Raw genomic sequence first — 17,624 nt, forward strand, 5'->3', positions numbered from 1 at the left:
TTTTTTTTTATACCCCCGGGGCGCCGGCCGGCGCGGGGCCCGGGGCCACCCCGGGCCCCCCCGCTCCGGTGTGGTTCCGGGCGGCGGCAGCGCCTGGGCGCGACAGGACAGGTGTCAGCGCTGGCGCCGCCCGGGTTCGGAGGTCCGGCGGCGGTCCTGGTCCCGGGGCCTGAGAGCCGTAGGGGCCCTGGGGCCCGGGAGTCAGACCTGCTCGCCGGAGAGGCGCTCGACGGAGCGCAGCAGTGCGGAGTGGTCCAGGCCGCCGTCGCCCTGCGCGCGCAGGGAGGCGACCAGTTGGGCGACCACGGCCCCCACCGGAAGCGCGGCACCCACCGCACGGGCGGCGTCCGTGACGATGCCCATGTCCTTGTGGTGCAGATCGATCCGGAAGCCGGGCTTGAAGTCGCGGTTCAGGAAGTTGTCCTTCTTGCGGGTCAGTACGGTCGACCCGGCCAGACCGCCGTTGAGGACATCGAGGGCCGCCGTGAGGTCCACCCCGGACTTCTCCAGGAAGACCACGGCCTCGGCGCACGCCTGGATATTGACCGCGACGATGAGCTGGTTGGCGGCCTTCACCGTCTGGCCCGAACCGTGCGGCCCGCACAGCACGATGGTTTTGCCGAGGGCGTCGAACAGCGGCCTGGCCTCGTCGAAGTCGGCCCGCTCACCGCCGACCATGATGGAGAGCACCGCCTCGACGGCGCCGGCCTCGCCACCGGAGACGGGGGCGTCCAGCACCCGGATGCCCTTCTCGGCCGCGTTCCTGGCCAGATCCACCGAGGTCCGCGGGGTGATGGACGACATGTCGATCAGCAGCGCGCCCCGCCGGGCGTTCTCCAGGATGCCGTCCTCGCCATAGGCGATCGCCTCGACCTGGGGAGAGGCGGGCACCATCGTGACGATCACATCGGCGTCCCGTACCGCTTCGGCGACCGAGCCCGCGACCGAGCCGCCGGCCGCGGCCAGCCGGTCCAGCTTGGGCTGCTCCAGGGTGAAGCCGGTCACCGGGTAACCGGCCTTGATCAGGTTCTCGGACATGGGTGAGCCCATGATGCCGAGGCCGATCCACGCGATCTTGGGAGGATTGCTCATGAGGGTGCCCTCTTTCAGCACACGCGCGTGCGTCACGGCACACGCGTGACGGTGGTCAGTTGGCGAGCCAGTCGAAGGCCTCGGCGCTCGGACGGTCCCCCGGCTTGTACTCCAGGCCGATCCAGCCGGCGTAACCGGCCTTCCGCAGCCGCCCGATGAGATCGTCCAGCGGCAGCGCTCCGGTGCCCGGAGCGCCCCGGCCCGGATTGTCCGCGATCTGTACATGGCCGGTCTGGTCGGCATGGCGGTCGATGACCTCGTTGAGGTCCTCGCCGTTCATCGACAGATGGTAGAGATCGAGCAGGAACGCGGCGTTGTCGAGCCCCGTGGCCTCGTTGACCCGGTCCACGACCGCGATCGCGGACTCCGCGCTCACCAGCGGGTAGAGCGGGGACTCCGGCTTGTTGAGCGCCTCGATCAGCAGGATCGCCCCGGCGTCGCTCGCCGCGCGGGCGGCCAGCACCAGATTGTCCAGGGCGAGGGTGTCCTGGAGGTGCGGGTCGACGCCCTCGACGCGGTTGCCGTACAGCGCGTTGAGCGCCGGGCAGTCGACGGACGCGGCGAAGCCGGCCGCGACCGTGACATTGGCGCGGAACCGCTCGGCCTCCTCACCGGGCACGGAGACCGCGCCGCGGTCCGGTCCCGGGAGCCGGCCGGCGTAGAAGTTCAGCCCCACGAGCTGGGTCCCGGCGTCGTCGAGCGCCCTCTTGAGCGCGTCCAGCTCGCTCTGCGGCGGGGTGGGGGTGTCGATCCAGGGCCACCACAGCTCCACGGCGGTGAAGCCCGCGGCCGCCGCGGCGGCGGGGCGCTCCAGCAGGGGAAGCTCGGTGAAGAGGATGGACAGGTTCACATCGAAGCGCTGCTCTGCGCCGCGCCCGTTCGTGGTGAGAGGGGCCATGAGGAGTCAGACGCTCCTTCCGTATTGCGGAAGTTATCTTCTGCTTTATGGAAATCCTGCCTCTGGGGCTCCTGGGCTGTCAAGAGGTGACAGGTGAACACGGCGGAAATCGGCAGCCGGACAGCAGCCGGGTGGCCGGACATGGTTCTGACGCGGCGCGAGCGCGCCGGACCATAATCCGTACGAGGACACGAGAAGGCGGAGGCTCCCATGGCGTATCGGCAGCCGGTGCTCGACGAGCTCGACCGGCGGATTCTCGCGGCGCTCATCGCCAACGCCAGGAGCAGCTTCACCGAGATCGGCCAGGCGGTCGGACTGTCGGCCCCCGCGGTCAAGCGCAGGGTCGACCGGATGCGCGACGACGATGTGATCACCGGATTCACCACCATCGTGCGGCCCGCCGCGCTCGGCTGGCGCACCGAGGCGTATGTCGAGGTCTTCTGCGACGGCGCGGCGCCGCCACGGCGGCTCGCCGAAGTCACCCGGAACCATCCCGAGGTGGTGGCGGCGGTGACCGTGACCGGTGGCGCCGACGCCCTGCTGCACATCAGGGCCGCGGACATCGGCCATTTCGAGGAGGTGCTGGAGCGGATCCGGGCCGAGCCGTTCGTCACCCGTACCAACAGCTTTGTCGTACTGACCCATCTGCTGCCCAACAGCCCCGAGGCCGGAAGTCCCGCCGCGGCCCCCGGCGCACGGCCCGACGCGCGCTCCGACGCACCCGCCGCCATGCCGTGCGACGCACCCGCCGCCACCCTGTCCGACGTGCCGCCACACCGTCCGACGTGACCGACGCAACGAACAGCCGCCGAACGGCCCCACGACGCAGCGTTCCGGCGCCCGCGCGCAAGTCCCGTTCCTTGAGGGCCCTCTCCTCTCCTTCCTATCGTTGGGACATCCCCCGTCGGCGAGAGGAAACTCCGTGCCGCCCCTTCGTGTGCCCCGGCCCCGGCGCTATCTGACCTGCGAACCCCGCCACTTCGACGTCAGCTACGCCATCAACCCCTGGATGAGTGGAGGGACGCCCGTCGACACCGCCCTCGCGCGCGCCCAGTGGGAGTCGCTCGTGCGCGTCTACCGCGATCTCGGCCATACGGTGGAGACGGTTGAACCCGTCGCCGGACTGCCCGACATGGTGTTCACCGCCAACGCGGCGCTGGTGCTCGGGGGCAGGGTCCTCGGGTCCCGGTTCCACGCGCCGCAGCGGCGCCCCGAGGCCGGGGCGTACGCGCGGTGGTTCACGGCGGCGGGGTTCGAGGTGCACACCCCGCGGACCGTGTGCGAGGGCGAGGGCGACTTCGTGCCGGTCGGCGGTCTCCTCCTGGCCGGGACCGGTTTCCGTACGACGGTCGCGGCGCACCAGGAGGCGCGGGAGTACTTCGGGGTGCCCACGGTCGGCCTCCGTCTCGTGGACCCGTACTTCTATCACCTGGACACCGCGCTGTTCGCCCTGGACGACGAGAATGTCGCGTACTACCCAGGGGCCTTCTCGCCGGAGAGCCGCCAGGTGCTGGAGCGGCTCTTCCCCGACGCGCTGATCGCCACCCTGGACGACGCCATGGCCTTCGGACTGAACTCCGTCTCGGACGGCCGCCATGTGATCACCAGTCCGGGTGCCACGGGTCTCGCCGAAGGCCTCACCCGGCGCGGTTATGTCCCGGTGCCCGTCGAGCTGTCCGAGTTCCACAAGGCGGGCGGCGGGGCCAAATGCTGCACCCAGGAGATCCGCGGCTCGTCGGACCGTCGGTTGAGGTCGTCCTCGTCCCGGGGCGGTGCGGCGGAGGCCCGACGCGACGGAGAGCCAAGTCCTGCTGAGTCGCTCTGACCCGCGGGAACGCACGCTGATCTGTGCTGACCCGCCGAACCGGGACCTTATGCAATATCTTTACGAGCGCCGTACGACCTCTTCGTCGAAGTCGTGGCGGCTGATAATCGCGCGGAGGGCCTGACGCGTGCGTTCACGGCCCCTTGTGCTGCCGCACCGGTATCGCGTGGAGGAGGACGATGGCGGACGGCGGAGCCTCGCAGACTGGGCCCGAGCCCGACCGGTTACCCCCGAGCAGGGCTGATTCCGGTGGGGTGTCCCCGCCCGGCGAGCCGCCCGACGCGGGGCGCTCCCGCCGTCGGCCGTATCTCGGTCACCGGGTGGTACGTGGTCTTCGGCTGTCGCTTCTCGTATACGGGGTCCTTCTCGGCTACGTCGGGATCACGGATCTGTTCCGGGGCAACGACTTCGGTGTGAGGACCGACGGTTTGGGTCTTGTGTGCGCGGCCGTGGTGGTCGCCGGGGGGATGTCGACGGCCCTGCACCGTGCCGGCCGACCGGGGGCCCTGCGTCGTTGGGCCCCTCTCGTCGCCGACATCGTCGCTCTCATCACCACGGGGTGGGTGATCTCCCGTGTGCAGTCGAACTTCACCTTCCAAGCGGTCCTGACCCTTACGGCCGGGACTACGTTGCTCGTGGCTCTGGTCGCCCTGATCCTTCTGGTGATGGACGCACCACACCCACCGGAGCCGCGCCCTGGCGAAACGCCCCCGAGCGCACCTCCGGTGACGAGCCCATCCGGTGAGGCCACCATCAAGGCGGCGGTATTGGGGGCGGTCGCGGCGTTGCTGGCAGCCGGCGTCGCATTGCCTCCGTTCTGGTACTCCGCGCTCTACGAACCTTCCACCTCGCAGCCTGTCGTAGCGGTGGAGAACGGCATCACCGAGGTCGAGGTACGGAAGGACAGGCTGGAACTGACCGCCGAGATCACCCTGGAAAACACCGGCAAGACACCGGTCCGGATGCTGACCTCGCTGTACGAGATCACCGGAACACGTATAACCCTGTCGGACAAGCCGCTCTCGCACGACAGTCTCCCCTTCGGCCGGATCTTCGACGGGAACTACGGCTCCGCGGCCCGCCTGAGCACCTACGTCACCTATGCCTCCCCTCAGCAGATTCAGGTCGGGCCGGTCGGCGAGGACTACGCGTGGATCGGTCCGGGCGAGAAACTGCGCACCACACTCCAGGCACATGTTCCCCGCGGCGAATTCGACCTGCTGCGCATGACGACGGACGTCGCCGTGGCGCGAGCCGATCGGGTGGAGACCGCGGCCGAGAACACGACCATCTCGCCGGGGGACCGAGAGATGATGTACTGCGCCGGCACCCTGATCGCCGAAAGCCGCCGCCCTCTCGCACACGTCGGGTTGTTCGACCGGCTGACCGAAAGCGATCGGGAACTCATCACATTCTGGGCCTTGTCGGGTGATAGCGGCGACCAATCACCCTGGTGGCCCGCTTTCCCGTGGACGAACGTATCGATCCAGCACGCGGGACACAGCTGTGAACACGCACTCGCTCCGGACCAGGACGGCCTTGAGGACAATGCCATGGTCGGCTGGGCAAGCTCCGTGACCGAAGCCGCCACACCCGAGGAGCCGGCCTCCCGACCGGTGAACCCACCCAAGACACACTGAACGTCTTGCCACCCCGGCCGCCCGGCTTCGGCCGGGAGTCCAGGTGCGCTCCGGGGCGAACCGGGGAAAGGACTGTCATGAACACGTAACGCAACAGGGCGGGATCGTGTGAACAGAGGAGGCGTACATGAGGAACAGGCGTGCCACCCGCGTCAGGTCGGTAGCTGTCGCTGGGGCACTGGTAGCGCTGGCCGCCGGGATACTGGCGCCCAGCCCGGCGAACGGCCAGACCGCGGCCGGGACGTTCAGCGCCGCGGAGCTGAACACGGTGCGGGAGGCCGTGCTGGAGGCGGACGTCGCGGGCACGGCGTGGAGCGCGGACCCGGCGACCGGCAAGGTGCTGGTGTCGGTGGACGAGACGGTCTCCGACCGGGAGATCGGACACATCCGGCGCACCGCGGGCGAGCTGGCCGACGCGCTGAAGTTCGAGCGGATCCCCGGCGAGCTGGCCACCGCCGCCGAACTGCGAGAGCCGGCCGGTGAGATGACGCCGTTCGTGAAGGGCGGCGAGTACATCTACGGGTTCGACGCGAGGGCCTCGCTCGGCTTCAACGCGGTGTACAACGGCCAGGACTACTTCGTCACCGCCGGACACTGCACCAAGGACGTGAGCCACTGGTACCTGGACTCGTCGCTCACCACCTCCATCGGCCCCACGGTCGGCTCCAGCTACCCGGGCAACGACTACGGGGTCGTCCGGTACGACAACTCCACGATCCCCCGGCCGGGCACCGTCCGGTGCGGGCAGAGCGAAATCGACATCACCGGGTCCGCCGAGCCCCGGGTCGGGATGCCGTTCAGCATCGCCGGTTACAACTGCCGGCCCGCCACCGTGCAGGCCGTCAACGTGTCCGTCAACTACGCCAACGGCGCCGTCCACGGGCTGTTCCGCGCGAACGCCTGCGCTGCCCCGGGCGACAGCGGAGCGGCCTCCTTCTCCGGAAACCTGGCGCTCGGACTGCTGTCCGGCGGCACCACCTCCTGCACCACGTCGGGCATCACCTACTGGCAGCCGGTCAACGAGGTACTGACCGCATACGGGCTGACGCTCACCTGACCCGGTCGGCGCCCGAGCGGCATCCGCGCCCGGCAGACGCCGCGCCTCACCCCGGGACCGCCACGCCGGCGAGTTCGGCCGCCGATCCGCGCCGGACTCCGGTCGTTCGTGCCCCCCGACGACGAGGAGGTCTCACCGCGGGGTCCCGTCCGGTCGTCGCCGAGGCCAAGCTGTCCAAGGGCACCGGACCCCACGCCCTACGGCATGCCTACGCATCTTCGCTGATCGCTGCGGGGGAGTCCGTTAAGGTCGTGTCGGAGCGACTGGGGCATGCCAACGCCGTGATGATCCTGAACGTCTACAGCCATCTCTTTCCTGAGTCGGAGCGACAGGCCAGGGCGGCGGTGGACCAGGCGTTCGGTGCTCTGAGGGGGGAATGTGCCCCGGATGTGCCCTCTCAGCCGGAGCGCTGAGAGAACGGGCAGGTCGGAGCCGATGTCATGGGGACACAGTGCGATTGAGAGTCGAGTTCACGACCGAACCCTTCGACCTCGACGAGGCGCCCGCGCACGCGGTGGTGGCCCGCGAGATCGTCCAGCGGGCCGCGCTGGACGCCGTCGACGTGGGGCCCTTCGGCAATACGGCGGAGGGCGGCGCCGAAGTGGTGCTGAGCACGGTGGACGCGCTGCTGCGCAGGTCGCTGGCCGTCGGTGCCACCCGGATCTCGCTCCAGGTGAATGTGATAGGTGATGCCGATCCGGCCGACACCGACACCGACGGTGACCGCGAGCGCCGGGTGAGAGCGGAGGAAGTCCGGTGACCGGGCCGCTGGACCATCCCTTCATCACGGCGGTCAAGCCGCTGGTGGACGCCATGGGCGGCGAACTGCTCGCGCCCCAGGAGGCCCTGCCCGACGATGTCGTGCTCGCCTGGGAGGGCGCGGACATCCTCGCCGTACGGCTGCCTCAGCTCTCGGAGTCGCTGGACCACATCCTGGCGGCCCTGGAGCGGCAGCACGGTGTGCCGCTCGCGGATCTCGACCGCAGGACCAAGCAGTCGGTTGTACGGATACTGGAGGCGCGCGGTGCCTTCTCCGTACGTCATGGCGTGGAGACGGTGGCGAGCGCCCTCGGGGTCAGCCGTTTCACCGTCTACAACTACCTGAACCGCGAGAACGCGGCGAAGGGTGATCGGGTGTGACGAGCCGCCGCCCGGTGCCGTGGCGCCATGGCGCCGGAGCGCCCCAGGAAGGCGGGGCCGGGAGCGGGAGCGGAGGCAGGGCGAGCGGAGGCGGGGGGAGCGGCGGCGGGAGGCCTTCCGTATACGGGATTTCAACAAAGTGTTGACGTTGTGGAGCCGAGGGCGTTAGCTGTGCTCAGCGCGCCCAGCACAGCCACGGAGGCTCCCGTGACGTCGACACCGCCATCGGGCCTGGCCCGGTTCAACACCTCTTCCGACCGCGCGGTCCTGGCCGCGCTGCACGAGGTGTGCGCCAGTCCGGCGTGGGGGAGGAAACTGCTCGCCCGGCGCCCGTACGCCACCACCGACGCCCTGCTGGCCGCCGGCGACACCGCGACGGGTGAGCTGACCGACGCGGAGCTGACCGAGGCGATGGCGGGGCATCCGCCGATCGGCCGGCCCAGGCCCGGAGATCCCGCCTCCTCCCGTGAACAGCGGGGGATGGCCGGTGCCTCCGAGGAGCTGAGGGCCGAGCTGCTCGAACTGAATCTGGCCTACCAGGACCGGTTCGGACATGTCTTCCTGATCTGTGCCACCGGCGCGACCGGTGAGCGGATGCGTGACGCGCTGAAGGAGCGGCTGGCGCACACGCCCGAGCGGGAACGCGCGATCGCGCGCGCCGAACTGGGGAAGATCAACCGTATCCGGCTCACCCGTCTGGTGACGGAGGACCCCGTGGCAGAGGACCAGGACTCATGAGCACCGCGCCCGCCGATCCGCCCGCCGATTCGCCCACCGCTCCGCCCGCCGCTTCGGTGTCCACGCACATCCTGGACACCGGCGTCGGACGCCCCGCCGGGGGTGTCGCCGTCTCGCTCGCGGCCCGGAGCGGTCCCGGCGCCGCGTGGGTGGCGCTCGGCGGCTCGCGCACCGACGCGGACGGGCGCTGCAAGGACCTGCCGGCGCTGCCGGCGGGCACGGCACAGGTACGTCTCGACTTCGGGACCGAGGCGTATTTCGTCAGCGGGGACCGAGCCGGGGCCGCAGCCGGAGACCGTCCCGGAGACCGAACCGGAGACCGAGCCGAGTCGCGGCAGGACACCTCCCGCGCGGTCACCCCCCGCGCACCGGGCGGCGGCGCGCCGTTCTTCCCGGAGGTGACGATCACCTTCACCGTCAGCCCCGGCGAGCACTATCACGTACCACTGCTGCTCAGCCCGTTCGGCTACTCCGTATACCGAGGGAGCTAGCGAGTCATGTCCACGATTCTCGGCCAGAACCAGTACGGCAAAGCGGAGAGCCGCGTCGTCAGGATCACGCGGGACGGCCGTACCCATCACATCAAGGACCTGAACGTCTCCGTCTCCCTCTCCGGAGACATGGCGGACGTCCACCACTCCGGTTCCAACACCCATGTCCTGCCGACCGACACCACCAAGAACACGGTGTACGCGTTCGCCAAGGAGTACGGCATCGAGTCGGCCGAGCAGTTCGGTATCCATCTCGCCCGGCACTTCGTGACCAGCCAGGAGCCGATACACCGGGCGCGTATCCGGATCGAGGAGTACACCTGGGAGCGTATCGACACCTCCGGCGACGACTCCTCCGGTGCCGGGACCGGTGCCGGCCCGGCGGAGGAGCCCAGGCACTCCTTCGTCCGTACGGGCCAGGAGACCCGTCTCGCCCAGGTCATTTTCGACGGCGAGAGCTGGGAGGTCGTCTCCGGGCTGACGGATCTGACCGTGCTGAACTCGACGAACTCCGAATTCTGGGGCTACGCCAAGGACAAGTACACAACGCTCCGGGAGGCGTACGACCGCATCCTCGCGACCGATGTCTCCGCGCGATGGCGCTACCACTGGTCGGGCGGCGACGAACCGGCGCCGGACTGGGACGAGTCCTACGCGCGGACGCGGAAGCACATCCTCCGGACCTTCGCCGAGACCTACTCGCTCTCGCTCCAGCAGACCCTCTACCAGATGGGTACGAGCGTGATCGAGAACCGCGACGAGATCGACGAGATCCGGTTCTCCCTGCCGAACAAGCACCACTTCCTGGTCGATCTGGAGCCCTTCGGGCTGGAGAACGACAACGAGGTCTACTTCGCGGCCGACCGTCCCTACGGACTGATCGAGGCCACCGTCCTGCGTGACGGGGCCGAGGCGCGCATCCCGGTCGACCTCGCCCGTCTTTGAACAATCCCATGAGCCCCATGAGCCCCATGAGCCCGACCAATCCGGTGGATCCGGTGAATCCGGTGAATCCGATGGATCAGGGCCGACGCCCGAGGACAGGAAGAGGAACCGCCATGGCGGCTTCGCGCATTGTCATCGAGAACTGCGCCATCGCGACGGTGGACGCGCACGACACCGAGTACGCCTCGGGACATGTCGTCGTCGCGGGCAACCGGATCGAGTCGGTCGGCGCGGGCCGGGCTCCCGCCGCTCTGGAGCGGGTGGTCCGCCGTATCGACGGCACCGGCCATCTCGTCACCCCCGGCCTGGTCAATACGCACCACCACTTCTACCAGTGGATCACCCGCGGGCTCGCCACCGACCACAACCTCTTCGACTGGCTGGTGGCGCTCTATCCGGTCTGGGCGCGGATCGACGAGCCGATGGTACGGGCGGCGGCGCGCGGCTCACTCGCGATGATGGCCCGGGGCGGGGTCACCACCGCCATGGACCACCACTACGTCTATCCGCGCGGCACGGGCGATCTGTCCGGCGCGATCATCGGGGCCGCCGCGGAGACGGGCGTACGGTTCACCCTCGCCCGTGGCTCCATGGACCGGGGCGCCTCGGACGGCGGGCTGCCCCCTGACTTCGCCGTCGAGTCCCTCGACAGCGCGCTCGCCGCCACCGAGGAGACCGTCGACCGCCACCACGACCCCGCGTTCGACGCGATGACCCAGATCGCTGTCGCACCCTGCTCGCCGTTCTCCGTCTCCACCGAACTGCTCAGTCAGGGCGCGGAGTTGGCCCGCCGCAAGGGCGTGAGGCTGCATACCCACGGCAGTGAGACCATGGAGGAGGAGCAGTTCTGCAAGGAGCTGTTCGGGATGGGGCCCACCGACTACTTCGAGTCGACCGGCTGGCTCGGCTCCGATGTGTGGATGGCCCACTGCGTCCATATGAACGACTCCGACATCGCCGCGTTCGCGCGTACGGGTACGGGGGTGGCGCACTGCCCGTCCTCCAACGCCCGGCTCGGCGCCGGAATCGCCAGAGTCCCCGAGATGCTCGCGGCGGGTGTCCCGGTCGGTCTCGGTGTCGACGGGACCGCCTCCAACGAGTCGGGCGAACTCCACACCGAGCTGCGCAACGCCCTGCTCATCAACCGCCTCGGCGCGCGGCGCGAGAGCGCCCTGAACGCGCGTCAGGCGCTCCGGCTCGGTACGTACGGTGGTGCTCAGGTCCTCGGCCGCGCCGCCCAGATCGGGTCGATCGAGCCGGGCAAGCTCGCGGATCTCGTGCTCTGGAAGCTGGACACGCTCGCCCATGCCTCGATCGCGGACCCGGTCGTCGCGCTGGTCTTCGGCGCCGCCGCGCCCGTCACCCTCTCCCTGGTCAACGGCGAGACGGTGGTCGAGGACGGCCGTCTGACCACGGTGGACGAGGACGCCGTCGCCCGTGAGACACGGAGCGAGGCCCGGCGCCTGGCGCGGATCGCCGCGGAGGGCTGACGGTCCGGTCGGGGAGCGGGTACGGCACCGGTGGAGCCAGGGGTGCCGTACCCGCCGTACTACCGTCCGCGCCCTGTCACCGGCTCGTTCAGCCGATGTGGAAGCTGTCGCCGTAGACCTTCCAGTCCAGCGGCGGGTCCAGGTTCAGATTGCCCTTGTTGAGGAACACCCGCTGCGCGGTGTCCACCCGGCTGGTGTCCTCGTGCGCCTCCTCCTGCTTCATCGCCCAGACCCGGGCGTCGAGGAAGGCGTGCAGATACTGCTTCTCGTCGCCGCCCTGGGCCGGTGTCTTCGCCTTGGCCAGGGCGCGCTTGCGGATGCTGCTGAAGCTGGTGCTGTCGCCGCCGTCGCCGTGCATCACGATGGCGTCGTAGTACGCGAACTGCCCGAGCGTGCCGAGCTTGTCCTGCTTGGCGCGGTTCACGGCGGGGTTGAAGTAGACCCGGTCGCGCTCGTCGTTCTGCGCGGTCTTGAACGCGGAGTCCTTGGCCGCCTGCTTCCAGGCCGAGGTGTAGCCCGGGTCGAGGCCCTGGTGCGAGTCGGTGCCGTCGACCCGCCGCAGGGCGGGCAGATACGTGGCGAGCGGGTTGCCCGGCTTGCGGCCGGTGTACAGCTCGACGAGGTCCAGCATGTCGCCCGTACCGGAACAGAATCCGATGATGCCGGCGGTGTAGCCGCGGCCGTCGCCGATGTCCTCGATGTAGCCGTACTGGGCCTTCCAGTCCAGCGAGGAGTTCTCCGCGCTGGAGACGAGCTGCATGGCGATCTCCTTCTTCACCGGGTCGTCGAGTCCCACCGCCGCGGCGGCGGGCGCGAGGGCGGCGCGGTCGCCGGCGGCGGGCTCCGGTGCCGCGTTCGCCGTGGTGGTGGCGGTGAGGGGAACGGCGATCAGTGTCAGTGCGAGCAGGACAGTGCGTACGTGGGGGGTGGGCACCCTGACCTCCATGGGGAGAGTTCCTGGTTGCGCTTATCTGTTAGGAAGCTTTCCTACCAAAGGCGAGGGGTGGCGTATACCCGTGCGGATGTGAAGAGGGAGTGAGGGGCGGACAGTTGACGGTATTTCGACCGCCGTCACGCACCGGGAGCCGGACCCCAGGTGCGGGGCGCCGGGTGCGGGGCGCCGCGCGCTACTTCGCGGCGATGCGGTAGCGGTCGCCGTAGACCGTCCAGTCGAGCGGGGGGTCCAGACGCAGATTGCCCCGGTCGAGGAAGACCCGTTGGGCCGTCTCGACGCGGCTGGTGTCCGCGTGGGACGGTTCGGCGCGCATCGCGGCGACACGCGCGTCCAGGAACGCGTCGAGATACGCGCTCTCGTCGCCTCCGCGGGCGGGCGGCCTGGCCTTCCGCAGGGCCTGTTCGCGGATCGTACGGAACCCGGCCGAGTTCTTGCCGTCGCCGTAACCGTGCATCACATAGGCGTCGAAGTAGATGAACTGCCCCAGCGCGCCCAGCCCGTCGGCCTTCGCCCGGGTGACGGCCGGGGCGAAGTACGCCCGGTCGCGCTCCGTGTCCTGGGCCTCGCGCAGGGCGGGGTCCTCGGCCGCCTTCTTCCAGGCGACGGTGAAGGCGCGGCCGAGCCCTTCGTGGGACGCGCTGCCCCGGACCGCGCGCAGCGCCGGGAGGAAGCGCTCCAGGGGGTTGCCGGGGCGCGCGTCCGTGTACCGCAGGACGACCAGCAGGAGATCGCCGCAGCCGGTGCAGAATCCGATGATGCCGGCGGTGTAGCCGCGGCCGTCGCCGATGTCCTCGATGTAGCCGTACTGGGCCTTCCAGTCCAGCGAGGAGTTCTCCGCGCTGGAGACGAGCCGCATGGCGATCTCCTTCTTCGCCGGATCGTCCAGCCCCGCCGGCGCGGCGGGGACGGCGGAGGGGGCGGGGTCCCCGGCGGGGGCGGCGGCCGTGCACGCGGCGCAGAGCGCGAGCACCGGCGCCAGGAGGACGAGCAGCAGCCGGCGGAGCGGATGGATCACGTACCGGCCCCTTCGTCGCGGTGCGCACCGGATTCTGGGTGTGCACCGGCCGTATCGTCAGATTACGGGAGTGCTCGACTTGTTCCCGCGCGACCTCTCCTCACGCGGCTTCTCCGTACGGGACTTCCTCGCTCGTCGGGGCTCCTCCGTACGGAGAAGGGCCGCCGCCAGCGCGAGCGCCACCACGACCACACCCGCCGCCGTACGGAACGCGAGCCGGTAGCCGTCGCTCAGCGCCGAGACCGCGTCGTCACCCGCCCCGAGCAGCTCACTCGTGCGGCCGGAGGCGAGCGTCGTGGTGACGGCGAGACCGAGCGCGCCGCCGACCACCTGGCCGGTGCTGAACAGGCCCGACGCGAGACCGCCGTCCCGCGGCCGTACGCCCGTCATCGCCAGGCCCGTGAGCGCCGGCATGGCGATACCGAAGCCGACACCGAGCAGCAGCATCACGGGCAGCACGTCGGCGGCGTACGTACCGTCCGCGGGCGCCCGCCCGAACAGCGTCAGCCCGGCGACGATCAGCACGAGTCCGGCGAGCAGCACCCGCCGGGGCCCGTACCGTACGGTCACCCGGGCCGAGAGGCCCAGCATCAGCACCCCGATGACGACCGGCGCGGGCAGGAACGCGATGCCCGTCAGCAACGCGTCGTAGCCCAGCACCCGCTGGATGTAGAGCGCGCCGAGATACTGGAAGGTGAACATCCCGGCGACCATCAGAAGCTGGACGAGATTCGCGCCCACCAGGGTCCGCGAGCGCAGCAGCCGTGGACGCAGCAGGGGATCGGCCGCGTACGACTGCCGTACGGCGAAGGCCGCGAGCAGTAGTACGGAGAGTCCGCCGAAACCGAGGGTGCGGGGGGCGGCCCAGCCGTGGTCGGCGGCCTTGACGATGGTGTGGACACCGAGCATCAGCGCCGCCGTGACCAGCACCGCGCCCGGGTAGTCGGCGCCCTTGCCGAGACCCTGTCCGCGGTCGTTCTCCAGCACGCGCGTGGCGGCGATCAGCGCGGCCACCCCGATCGGCAGATTGATCAGGAAGATCGAGTGCCAGCCGAGCGCCGAGGTGAGGGCGCCGCCGAGAAAGGTGCCGAGCGCGCCGCCCGCGGCCCCCACCGCGCTGAACACGGCGATGGCCCTGGTCCGGTCACGTCCCTCCTCGAAGAGGGCGACCAGCATCCCCAGGACGACCGCCGAGGTCATCGCCCCTCCGACGCCCTGGAGGAAGCGCGCGGCGATCAGGGTGCCCGGGTCGGTGGAGACCCCGCAGAGCACCGAGGCGGCGGTGAACACGGCCAGTCCCGAGACGAACATCCGCCGCCTGCCGATGAGATCACCGAGCCGCCCGGCCAGCAGCAGGAGCCCGGCGAAGGCGATGAGATAGGCGTTGACGACCCAGGCGAGACCGGCCGGGGAGAAGCCGAGACCGGACTGGATCGCGGGCATCGCCACGGTGACGACACTGCCGTCGAGGACGGTCATCAGAGTCCCCGCGCACAGCACGGTCAGCGCTGTCCAGCGGGAGTGACGAGAGGGTGGTACGACCCTGTCCATGGGCTTCGGACCTCCAAAGGTGCACGATATGTAACTGAGGTAATCGTGGGCGGTGCGGAGTCCGCCGGTAAGGAGGCACTTCGATGTCCCAAGGGAACACGCGGGTAACGACCCAGCTCGTGCACGCGCAGGCGTGCCCGGTGCGGGAAGTTCTTGACAGGGTCGCCGGGAAGTGGAGCGTCCTGATCATCATCGCCGCCGCCCACGGACCGATCCGCTTCACCGAACTGGAGCGCTCCATCGAGGGCATCAGCAGGCGGATGCTGACCCTGACCCTGCGCAATCTGGAGCGCGACGGGCTGCTGATCCGTACGGTGCACCCGACGGCCCCGCCCAAGGTCGAGTACGAACTGACCGCGGTCGCCCGCGAACTGCACGCCTCGCTGCTGGGGCTGACGGACTGGGCCGAGCGCCACCGGGTGACGATCGCCGAGTCGCGGGCGGCGTACGACGAGGCGCACGGCCGCGGTCTGAACGCGGTCTGAACGCGGTCCGTTGTCAGACCCCCGTGCCACGATTCCGTCATGGATCTCGTACAGCTATTCGCCGATCTGGACGCTCAGCCATGGGCCGAGCTGGAGCACGCCTACGGCAGCGCGGAGGATGTGCCCGAACTGCTGCGGGGGTTGGCGGGTGAGGACGAGGAAGAGGCGTCGGAGGCGCTGAGCGAGCTGTACGGCAGCATCTTCCACCAGGGCTCGGTGTATGAGGCCACCGCGCGCGCCGTGCCCTATCTGGCGGGGCTGGCCGCCGCCGGGGTGCGGAGTTCCGAACTGCTGCTTCTGCTCGGCGGGATAGCCGAGAGCGAGGACGAGCGGGACGGCTCGGAGGCGGGTGACTGCCGGGCGGCCGTCATCGCCCAACTGCCCCTGATCCTGCCGTTCGCCGAGGCGGACGACGCGCGGCTGCGACAGGCCGCGGTCTGGGCGGCGGCCAGGACGGGAGCGGCGGAGTCGGTCCTTCCGGCGCTGCGGCGGCGCGGGGAGCGCGAGAAGGACACGCTCGTACGGGCCGAACTGCTGGGCGCGACGGTGCTCCTCGACCCCGCGGGCGCGGCGCACGCGGTGACGGCGGCGCTCGACGCCGGGGAGCCGGCGGAGCTGCGGATCGCCGCGGTCCTCGGCTGTCTGGACGCCGAGCTGCCCTGGACATCCGCGCACCATGAGGCCGTGCTGTCCCTGCTCCCGCTCGACGGACTGGTCGCCGACCGCTTCGACCTGGACCGGAGGGAACCTCTCCGGCACATCGTGGACACCCTGCTGGACCGGGAGACCGCCGCCGATCTGGAGGCGGTGCTCTCCCTGCTCGACACCGCGCTCCGTGCCCCGGACAGCGAGACACGGGCCGAGGCCCTCTGGGCGGCGGAAGCGGCCTGCGAGTTCTCGCGTGGCGCCCCGGCCCGGCTCGCGGCTCCGCTGACCGGGCTGCTGGACGACCCGTCCTCGGTCCGCTCGGTGCGCTCGGTGCTCACCGCGCTCGACAGGCTCGGCGCGCACGCGGCTCCGGCCGGTCCGGCGCTGGCCGCCCTCGCCTCCGGCGGCGGCGAGCTCGCGGACCGCGCGCTCGCCTCCCTGGCCCGGATCGACCCGGAGCGGGCGGCCCCGCTGCTCGCACGCGATCTGCCCGAGCGTCCGGCGGCTCTCGGAGCGGCCGTCGGCTTCCCGGAGCGGGGGAGCGCCGCGCCGTTCCCGTACGACCCGGAGCTGCTGACCGCCGTCCGGGCCCGGCTGGCCGATCCGGATCTGGCGGGGAACGAGCCGATCCATCTCACCCGGCTGCTGACCGGCTGGGGCGAGCGCGCCGCGCCCGCGTTCCCCGAACTCCTCGCGGCGCTGGGGCGCTTCCCCGTCTTCGTACCGCGCGCACTGGCGGCGGCCGATCCCGCGAAGGCCGCCGGGCCACTGCGCGAGGCCGCGGCGACGGGGCCCGAGGAGGGGCGCCTCGCGGCGGCGCGCGCACTGCACGGGCTCACCGGAGACAGCGGCCCGCTGCTGACCGTTCTCGCCGTCGAGCTGGCCACCGGCGACTGCTACCGGCAGAAGGAGGCCGCCGGCGCCATCGACGGCCTGGGCAAGGACGCCGCCGTACTGCTGCCCTCTCTCCGGGCGGCTCTCGGCACGGACGGAGGCGACAGGACGGTCCCCCGCATGGAGACCGATCTGGAACTCGCGCTCGCCCTGTGGCGGCTGACCGGCGAAGCGGACGACGTGGTGCCCGTGATCGCGGGCGTACTGGAGGAGGCGGACAACGACTGGGCGCGCTGGACGCTCGTACGGGCGGCGCGCGCCGCCGCCCGCCTCGGCCCCGCCGGCGCCCCGCTGCGTCCGGCCCTGGAAGAGGGCCTGGACGACCCCGAACTGGCGCCGTCGGCGGTTCTGGCCCTGCTCGCCGTGGACCCGTCGGGCCTGGACCGTACGGATCTCGCGGACGCGGCCCTGGCCTCCGCCGAGAGCCACTCCGACGCGATGGGGGCCCTGGACGCGCTCGCCGCCCTCGGCCCCGAGACCCTGTCGGGGCCGCATCTCGCCCGTCTCACCGACCTGGTGGAGCGGGACCGCCGTGTCTGGTGGCCGGGCAGCGCCCTGGGTGCGGTCAGGGCCGACGCCCTCTTCCAGGAGGCCGCCCGCGCGCTGCTCCGCGGGGCCGGAGCCATATCCGCCGGTCCGGCGGCGGTCCCGCCCGCGGCCTCCTGACCGCCCATGGCCGGAAGGTCATGGGGCCCGGAGGGAGAGTCCCGGAGAGCGGGTCCGGACCGGTCGACCGCCAGGCCCCCCGGCCTCCGGGCGG

18 protein-coding genes are annotated in these 17,624 nt (G+C 70.8%); 13 read left to right on the plus strand and 5 right to left on the minus strand.

Annotated features, from left to right (window positions below; all coding sequences use genetic code 11):
• Positions 1 to 201: 201 nt before the first annotated feature.
• Together ACWGDX_RS22905 and ACWGDX_RS22910 are read right to left on the minus strand one after the other, a co-directional pair.
• On the minus strand, positions 202 to 1,092 hold the full coding sequence (locus ACWGDX_RS22905) for a 2-hydroxy-3-oxopropionate reductase (RefSeq protein WP_453628273.1): 891 nt from the start codon (positions 1,090 to 1,092) through the stop codon (positions 202 to 204).
• A gap of 55 nt (positions 1,093 to 1,147) precedes the next feature.
• Positions 1,148 to 1,990 (minus strand): TIM barrel protein, encoded by an 843-nt coding sequence (locus ACWGDX_RS22910; RefSeq protein ID WP_453628275.1) that lies wholly within the window; start codon positions 1,988 to 1,990, stop codon positions 1,148 to 1,150.
• A gap of 210 nt (positions 1,991 to 2,200) precedes the next feature.
• On the opposite strand from ACWGDX_RS22910, the gene ACWGDX_RS22915 reads away from it, so the two are divergent.
• The 11 genes from ACWGDX_RS22915 (at position 2,201) to ACWGDX_RS22965 (ending at position 11,316) form a co-directional block, all read left to right on the plus strand.
• Positions 2,201 to 2,779, plus strand: coding sequence for an Lrp/AsnC family transcriptional regulator (locus tag ACWGDX_RS22915; RefSeq protein WP_453628277.1), 579 nt, complete (start codon positions 2,201 to 2,203; stop codon positions 2,777 to 2,779).
• Between the two features lie 133 nt (positions 2,780 to 2,912).
• On the plus strand, positions 2,913 to 3,815 hold the full coding sequence (ddaH, locus tag ACWGDX_RS22920; protein WP_453628279.1) for a dimethylargininase: 903 nt from the start codon (positions 2,913 to 2,915) through the stop codon (positions 3,813 to 3,815).
• Positions 3,816 to 4,390: 575 nt separating this feature from the next.
• On the plus strand, positions 4,391 to 5,455 hold the full coding sequence (locus ACWGDX_RS22925; protein WP_453628281.1) for a hypothetical protein: 1,065 nt from the start codon (positions 4,391 to 4,393) through the stop codon (positions 5,453 to 5,455).
• 127 nt (positions 5,456 to 5,582) lie between these two features.
• Positions 5,583 to 6,512 (plus strand): S1 family peptidase, encoded by a 930-nt coding sequence (locus tag ACWGDX_RS22930; protein WP_453628282.1) that lies wholly within the window; start codon positions 5,583 to 5,585, stop codon positions 6,510 to 6,512.
• Positions 6,509 to 6,925, plus strand: a complete 417-nt coding sequence (locus ACWGDX_RS22935; RefSeq protein ID WP_453628414.1) for a tyrosine-type recombinase/integrase — start codon at positions 6,509 to 6,511, stop codon at positions 6,923 to 6,925. The genes ACWGDX_RS22930 and ACWGDX_RS22935 overlap by 4 nt, the downstream gene beginning before the upstream one ends.
• A gap of 38 nt (positions 6,926 to 6,963) precedes the next feature.
• Positions 6,964 to 7,272 (plus strand): hypothetical protein, encoded by a 309-nt coding sequence (locus ACWGDX_RS22940; RefSeq protein WP_453628284.1) that lies wholly within the window; start codon positions 6,964 to 6,966, stop codon positions 7,270 to 7,272.
• The gene (locus tag ACWGDX_RS22945) at positions 7,269 to 7,652 is read left to right on the plus strand and encodes a helix-turn-helix domain-containing protein (RefSeq protein ID WP_453628286.1); all 384 of its coding nucleotides are present in this window, start codon (positions 7,269 to 7,271) and stop codon (positions 7,650 to 7,652) included. Before ACWGDX_RS22940 ends, ACWGDX_RS22945 begins: the two co-directional genes overlap by 4 nt.
• A gap of 207 nt (positions 7,653 to 7,859) precedes the next feature.
• On the plus strand, positions 7,860 to 8,390 hold the full coding sequence (uraD, locus tag ACWGDX_RS22950) for a 2-oxo-4-hydroxy-4-carboxy-5-ureidoimidazoline decarboxylase (RefSeq protein ID WP_453628288.1): 531 nt from the start codon (positions 7,860 to 7,862) through the stop codon (positions 8,388 to 8,390).
• The gene (locus tag ACWGDX_RS22955; RefSeq protein ID WP_453628290.1) at positions 8,387 to 8,881 is read left to right on the plus strand and encodes a hydroxyisourate hydrolase; all 495 of its coding nucleotides are present in this window, start codon (positions 8,387 to 8,389) and stop codon (positions 8,879 to 8,881) included. Before uraD ends, ACWGDX_RS22955 begins: the two co-directional genes overlap by 4 nt.
• Positions 8,882 to 8,887: 6 nt before the next feature.
• A complete protein-coding gene (gene pucL, locus ACWGDX_RS22960) occupies positions 8,888 to 9,826 on the plus strand; it encodes a factor-independent urate hydroxylase (protein ID WP_453628292.1) in 939 nt (312 codons plus the stop codon).
• A gap of 113 nt (positions 9,827 to 9,939) precedes the next feature.
• Positions 9,940 to 11,316 (plus strand): 8-oxoguanine deaminase, encoded by a 1,377-nt coding sequence (locus ACWGDX_RS22965; protein ID WP_453628293.1) that lies wholly within the window; start codon positions 9,940 to 9,942, stop codon positions 11,314 to 11,316.
• An 88-nt stretch (positions 11,317 to 11,404) separates the two neighbouring features.
• Here ACWGDX_RS22965 and ACWGDX_RS22970 read toward each other — a convergent pair whose 3' ends face one another.
• The 3 genes from ACWGDX_RS22970 to ACWGDX_RS22980 form a co-directional block, all read right to left on the minus strand.
• Positions 11,405 to 12,262, minus strand: coding sequence for a chitosanase (locus ACWGDX_RS22970; RefSeq protein ID WP_453628295.1), 858 nt, complete (start codon positions 12,260 to 12,262; stop codon positions 11,405 to 11,407).
• A gap of 181 nt (positions 12,263 to 12,443) precedes the next feature.
• On the minus strand, positions 12,444 to 13,286 hold the full coding sequence (locus tag ACWGDX_RS22975) for a chitosanase (RefSeq protein WP_453628297.1): 843 nt from the start codon (positions 13,284 to 13,286) through the stop codon (positions 12,444 to 12,446).
• Between the two features lie 57 nt (positions 13,287 to 13,343).
• Positions 13,344 to 14,837 carry an MFS transporter gene (locus tag ACWGDX_RS22980; RefSeq protein ID WP_453628299.1) on the minus strand — a complete coding sequence of 498 codons (1,494 nt, stop codon included), beginning with the start codon at positions 14,835 to 14,837 and terminating at the stop codon, positions 13,344 to 13,346.
• 83 nt (positions 14,838 to 14,920) lie between these two features.
• Between ACWGDX_RS22980 and ACWGDX_RS22985 the strand changes: the two genes are divergently transcribed.
• A complete protein-coding gene (locus ACWGDX_RS22985) occupies positions 14,921 to 15,322 on the plus strand; it encodes a winged helix-turn-helix transcriptional regulator (RefSeq protein ID WP_453628301.1) in 402 nt (133 codons plus the stop codon).
• A 39-nt stretch (positions 15,323 to 15,361) separates the two neighbouring features.
• Entirely contained in the window at positions 15,362 to 17,530 is a 2,169-nt protein-coding gene (locus ACWGDX_RS22990; protein ID WP_453628303.1) for a hypothetical protein, read from the plus strand.
• Positions 17,531 to 17,624 lie beyond the last annotated feature (94 nt).

Source organism: Streptomyces sp. NPDC055025 (assembly GCF_053608565.1).

Excerpts from the sequence above, each read along its gene's own strand:
- ACWGDX_RS22980 (WP_453628299.1), bottom strand. The coding sequence starts at position 14,837 with ATGGACAGGGTCGTACCACCCTCTCGTCACTCCCGCTGGACAGCGCTG.
- ACWGDX_RS22905 (WP_453628273.1), bottom strand. The coding sequence starts at position 1,092 with ATGAGCAATCCTCCCAAGATCGCGTGGATCGGCCTCGGCATCATGGGC.
- ACWGDX_RS22970 (WP_453628295.1), bottom strand. The coding sequence starts at position 12,262 with ATGGAGGTCAGGGTGCCCACCCCCCACGTACGCACTGTCCTGCTCGCA.
- ACWGDX_RS22910 (WP_453628275.1), bottom strand. The coding sequence starts at position 1,990 with ATGGCCCCTCTCACCACGAACGGGCGCGGCGCAGAGCAGCGCTTCGAT.
- ACWGDX_RS22965 (WP_453628293.1), top strand. The coding sequence starts at position 9,940 with ATGGCGGCTTCGCGCATTGTCATCGAGAACTGCGCCATCGCGACGGTG.
- ACWGDX_RS22915 (WP_453628277.1), top strand. The coding sequence starts at position 2,201 with ATGGCGTATCGGCAGCCGGTGCTCGACGAGCTCGACCGGCGGATTCTC.
- ACWGDX_RS22930 (WP_453628282.1), top strand. The coding sequence starts at position 5,583 with ATGAGGAACAGGCGTGCCACCCGCGTCAGGTCGGTAGCTGTCGCTGGG.
- ACWGDX_RS22985 (WP_453628301.1), top strand. The coding sequence starts at position 14,921 with ATGTCCCAAGGGAACACGCGGGTAACGACCCAGCTCGTGCACGCGCAG.
- ACWGDX_RS22955 (WP_453628290.1), top strand. The coding sequence starts at position 8,387 with ATGAGCACCGCGCCCGCCGATCCGCCCGCCGATTCGCCCACCGCTCCG.
- pucL (WP_453628292.1), top strand. The coding sequence starts at position 8,888 with ATGTCCACGATTCTCGGCCAGAACCAGTACGGCAAAGCGGAGAGCCGC.
- ACWGDX_RS22990 (WP_453628303.1), top strand. The coding sequence starts at position 15,362 with ATGGATCTCGTACAGCTATTCGCCGATCTGGACGCTCAGCCATGGGCC.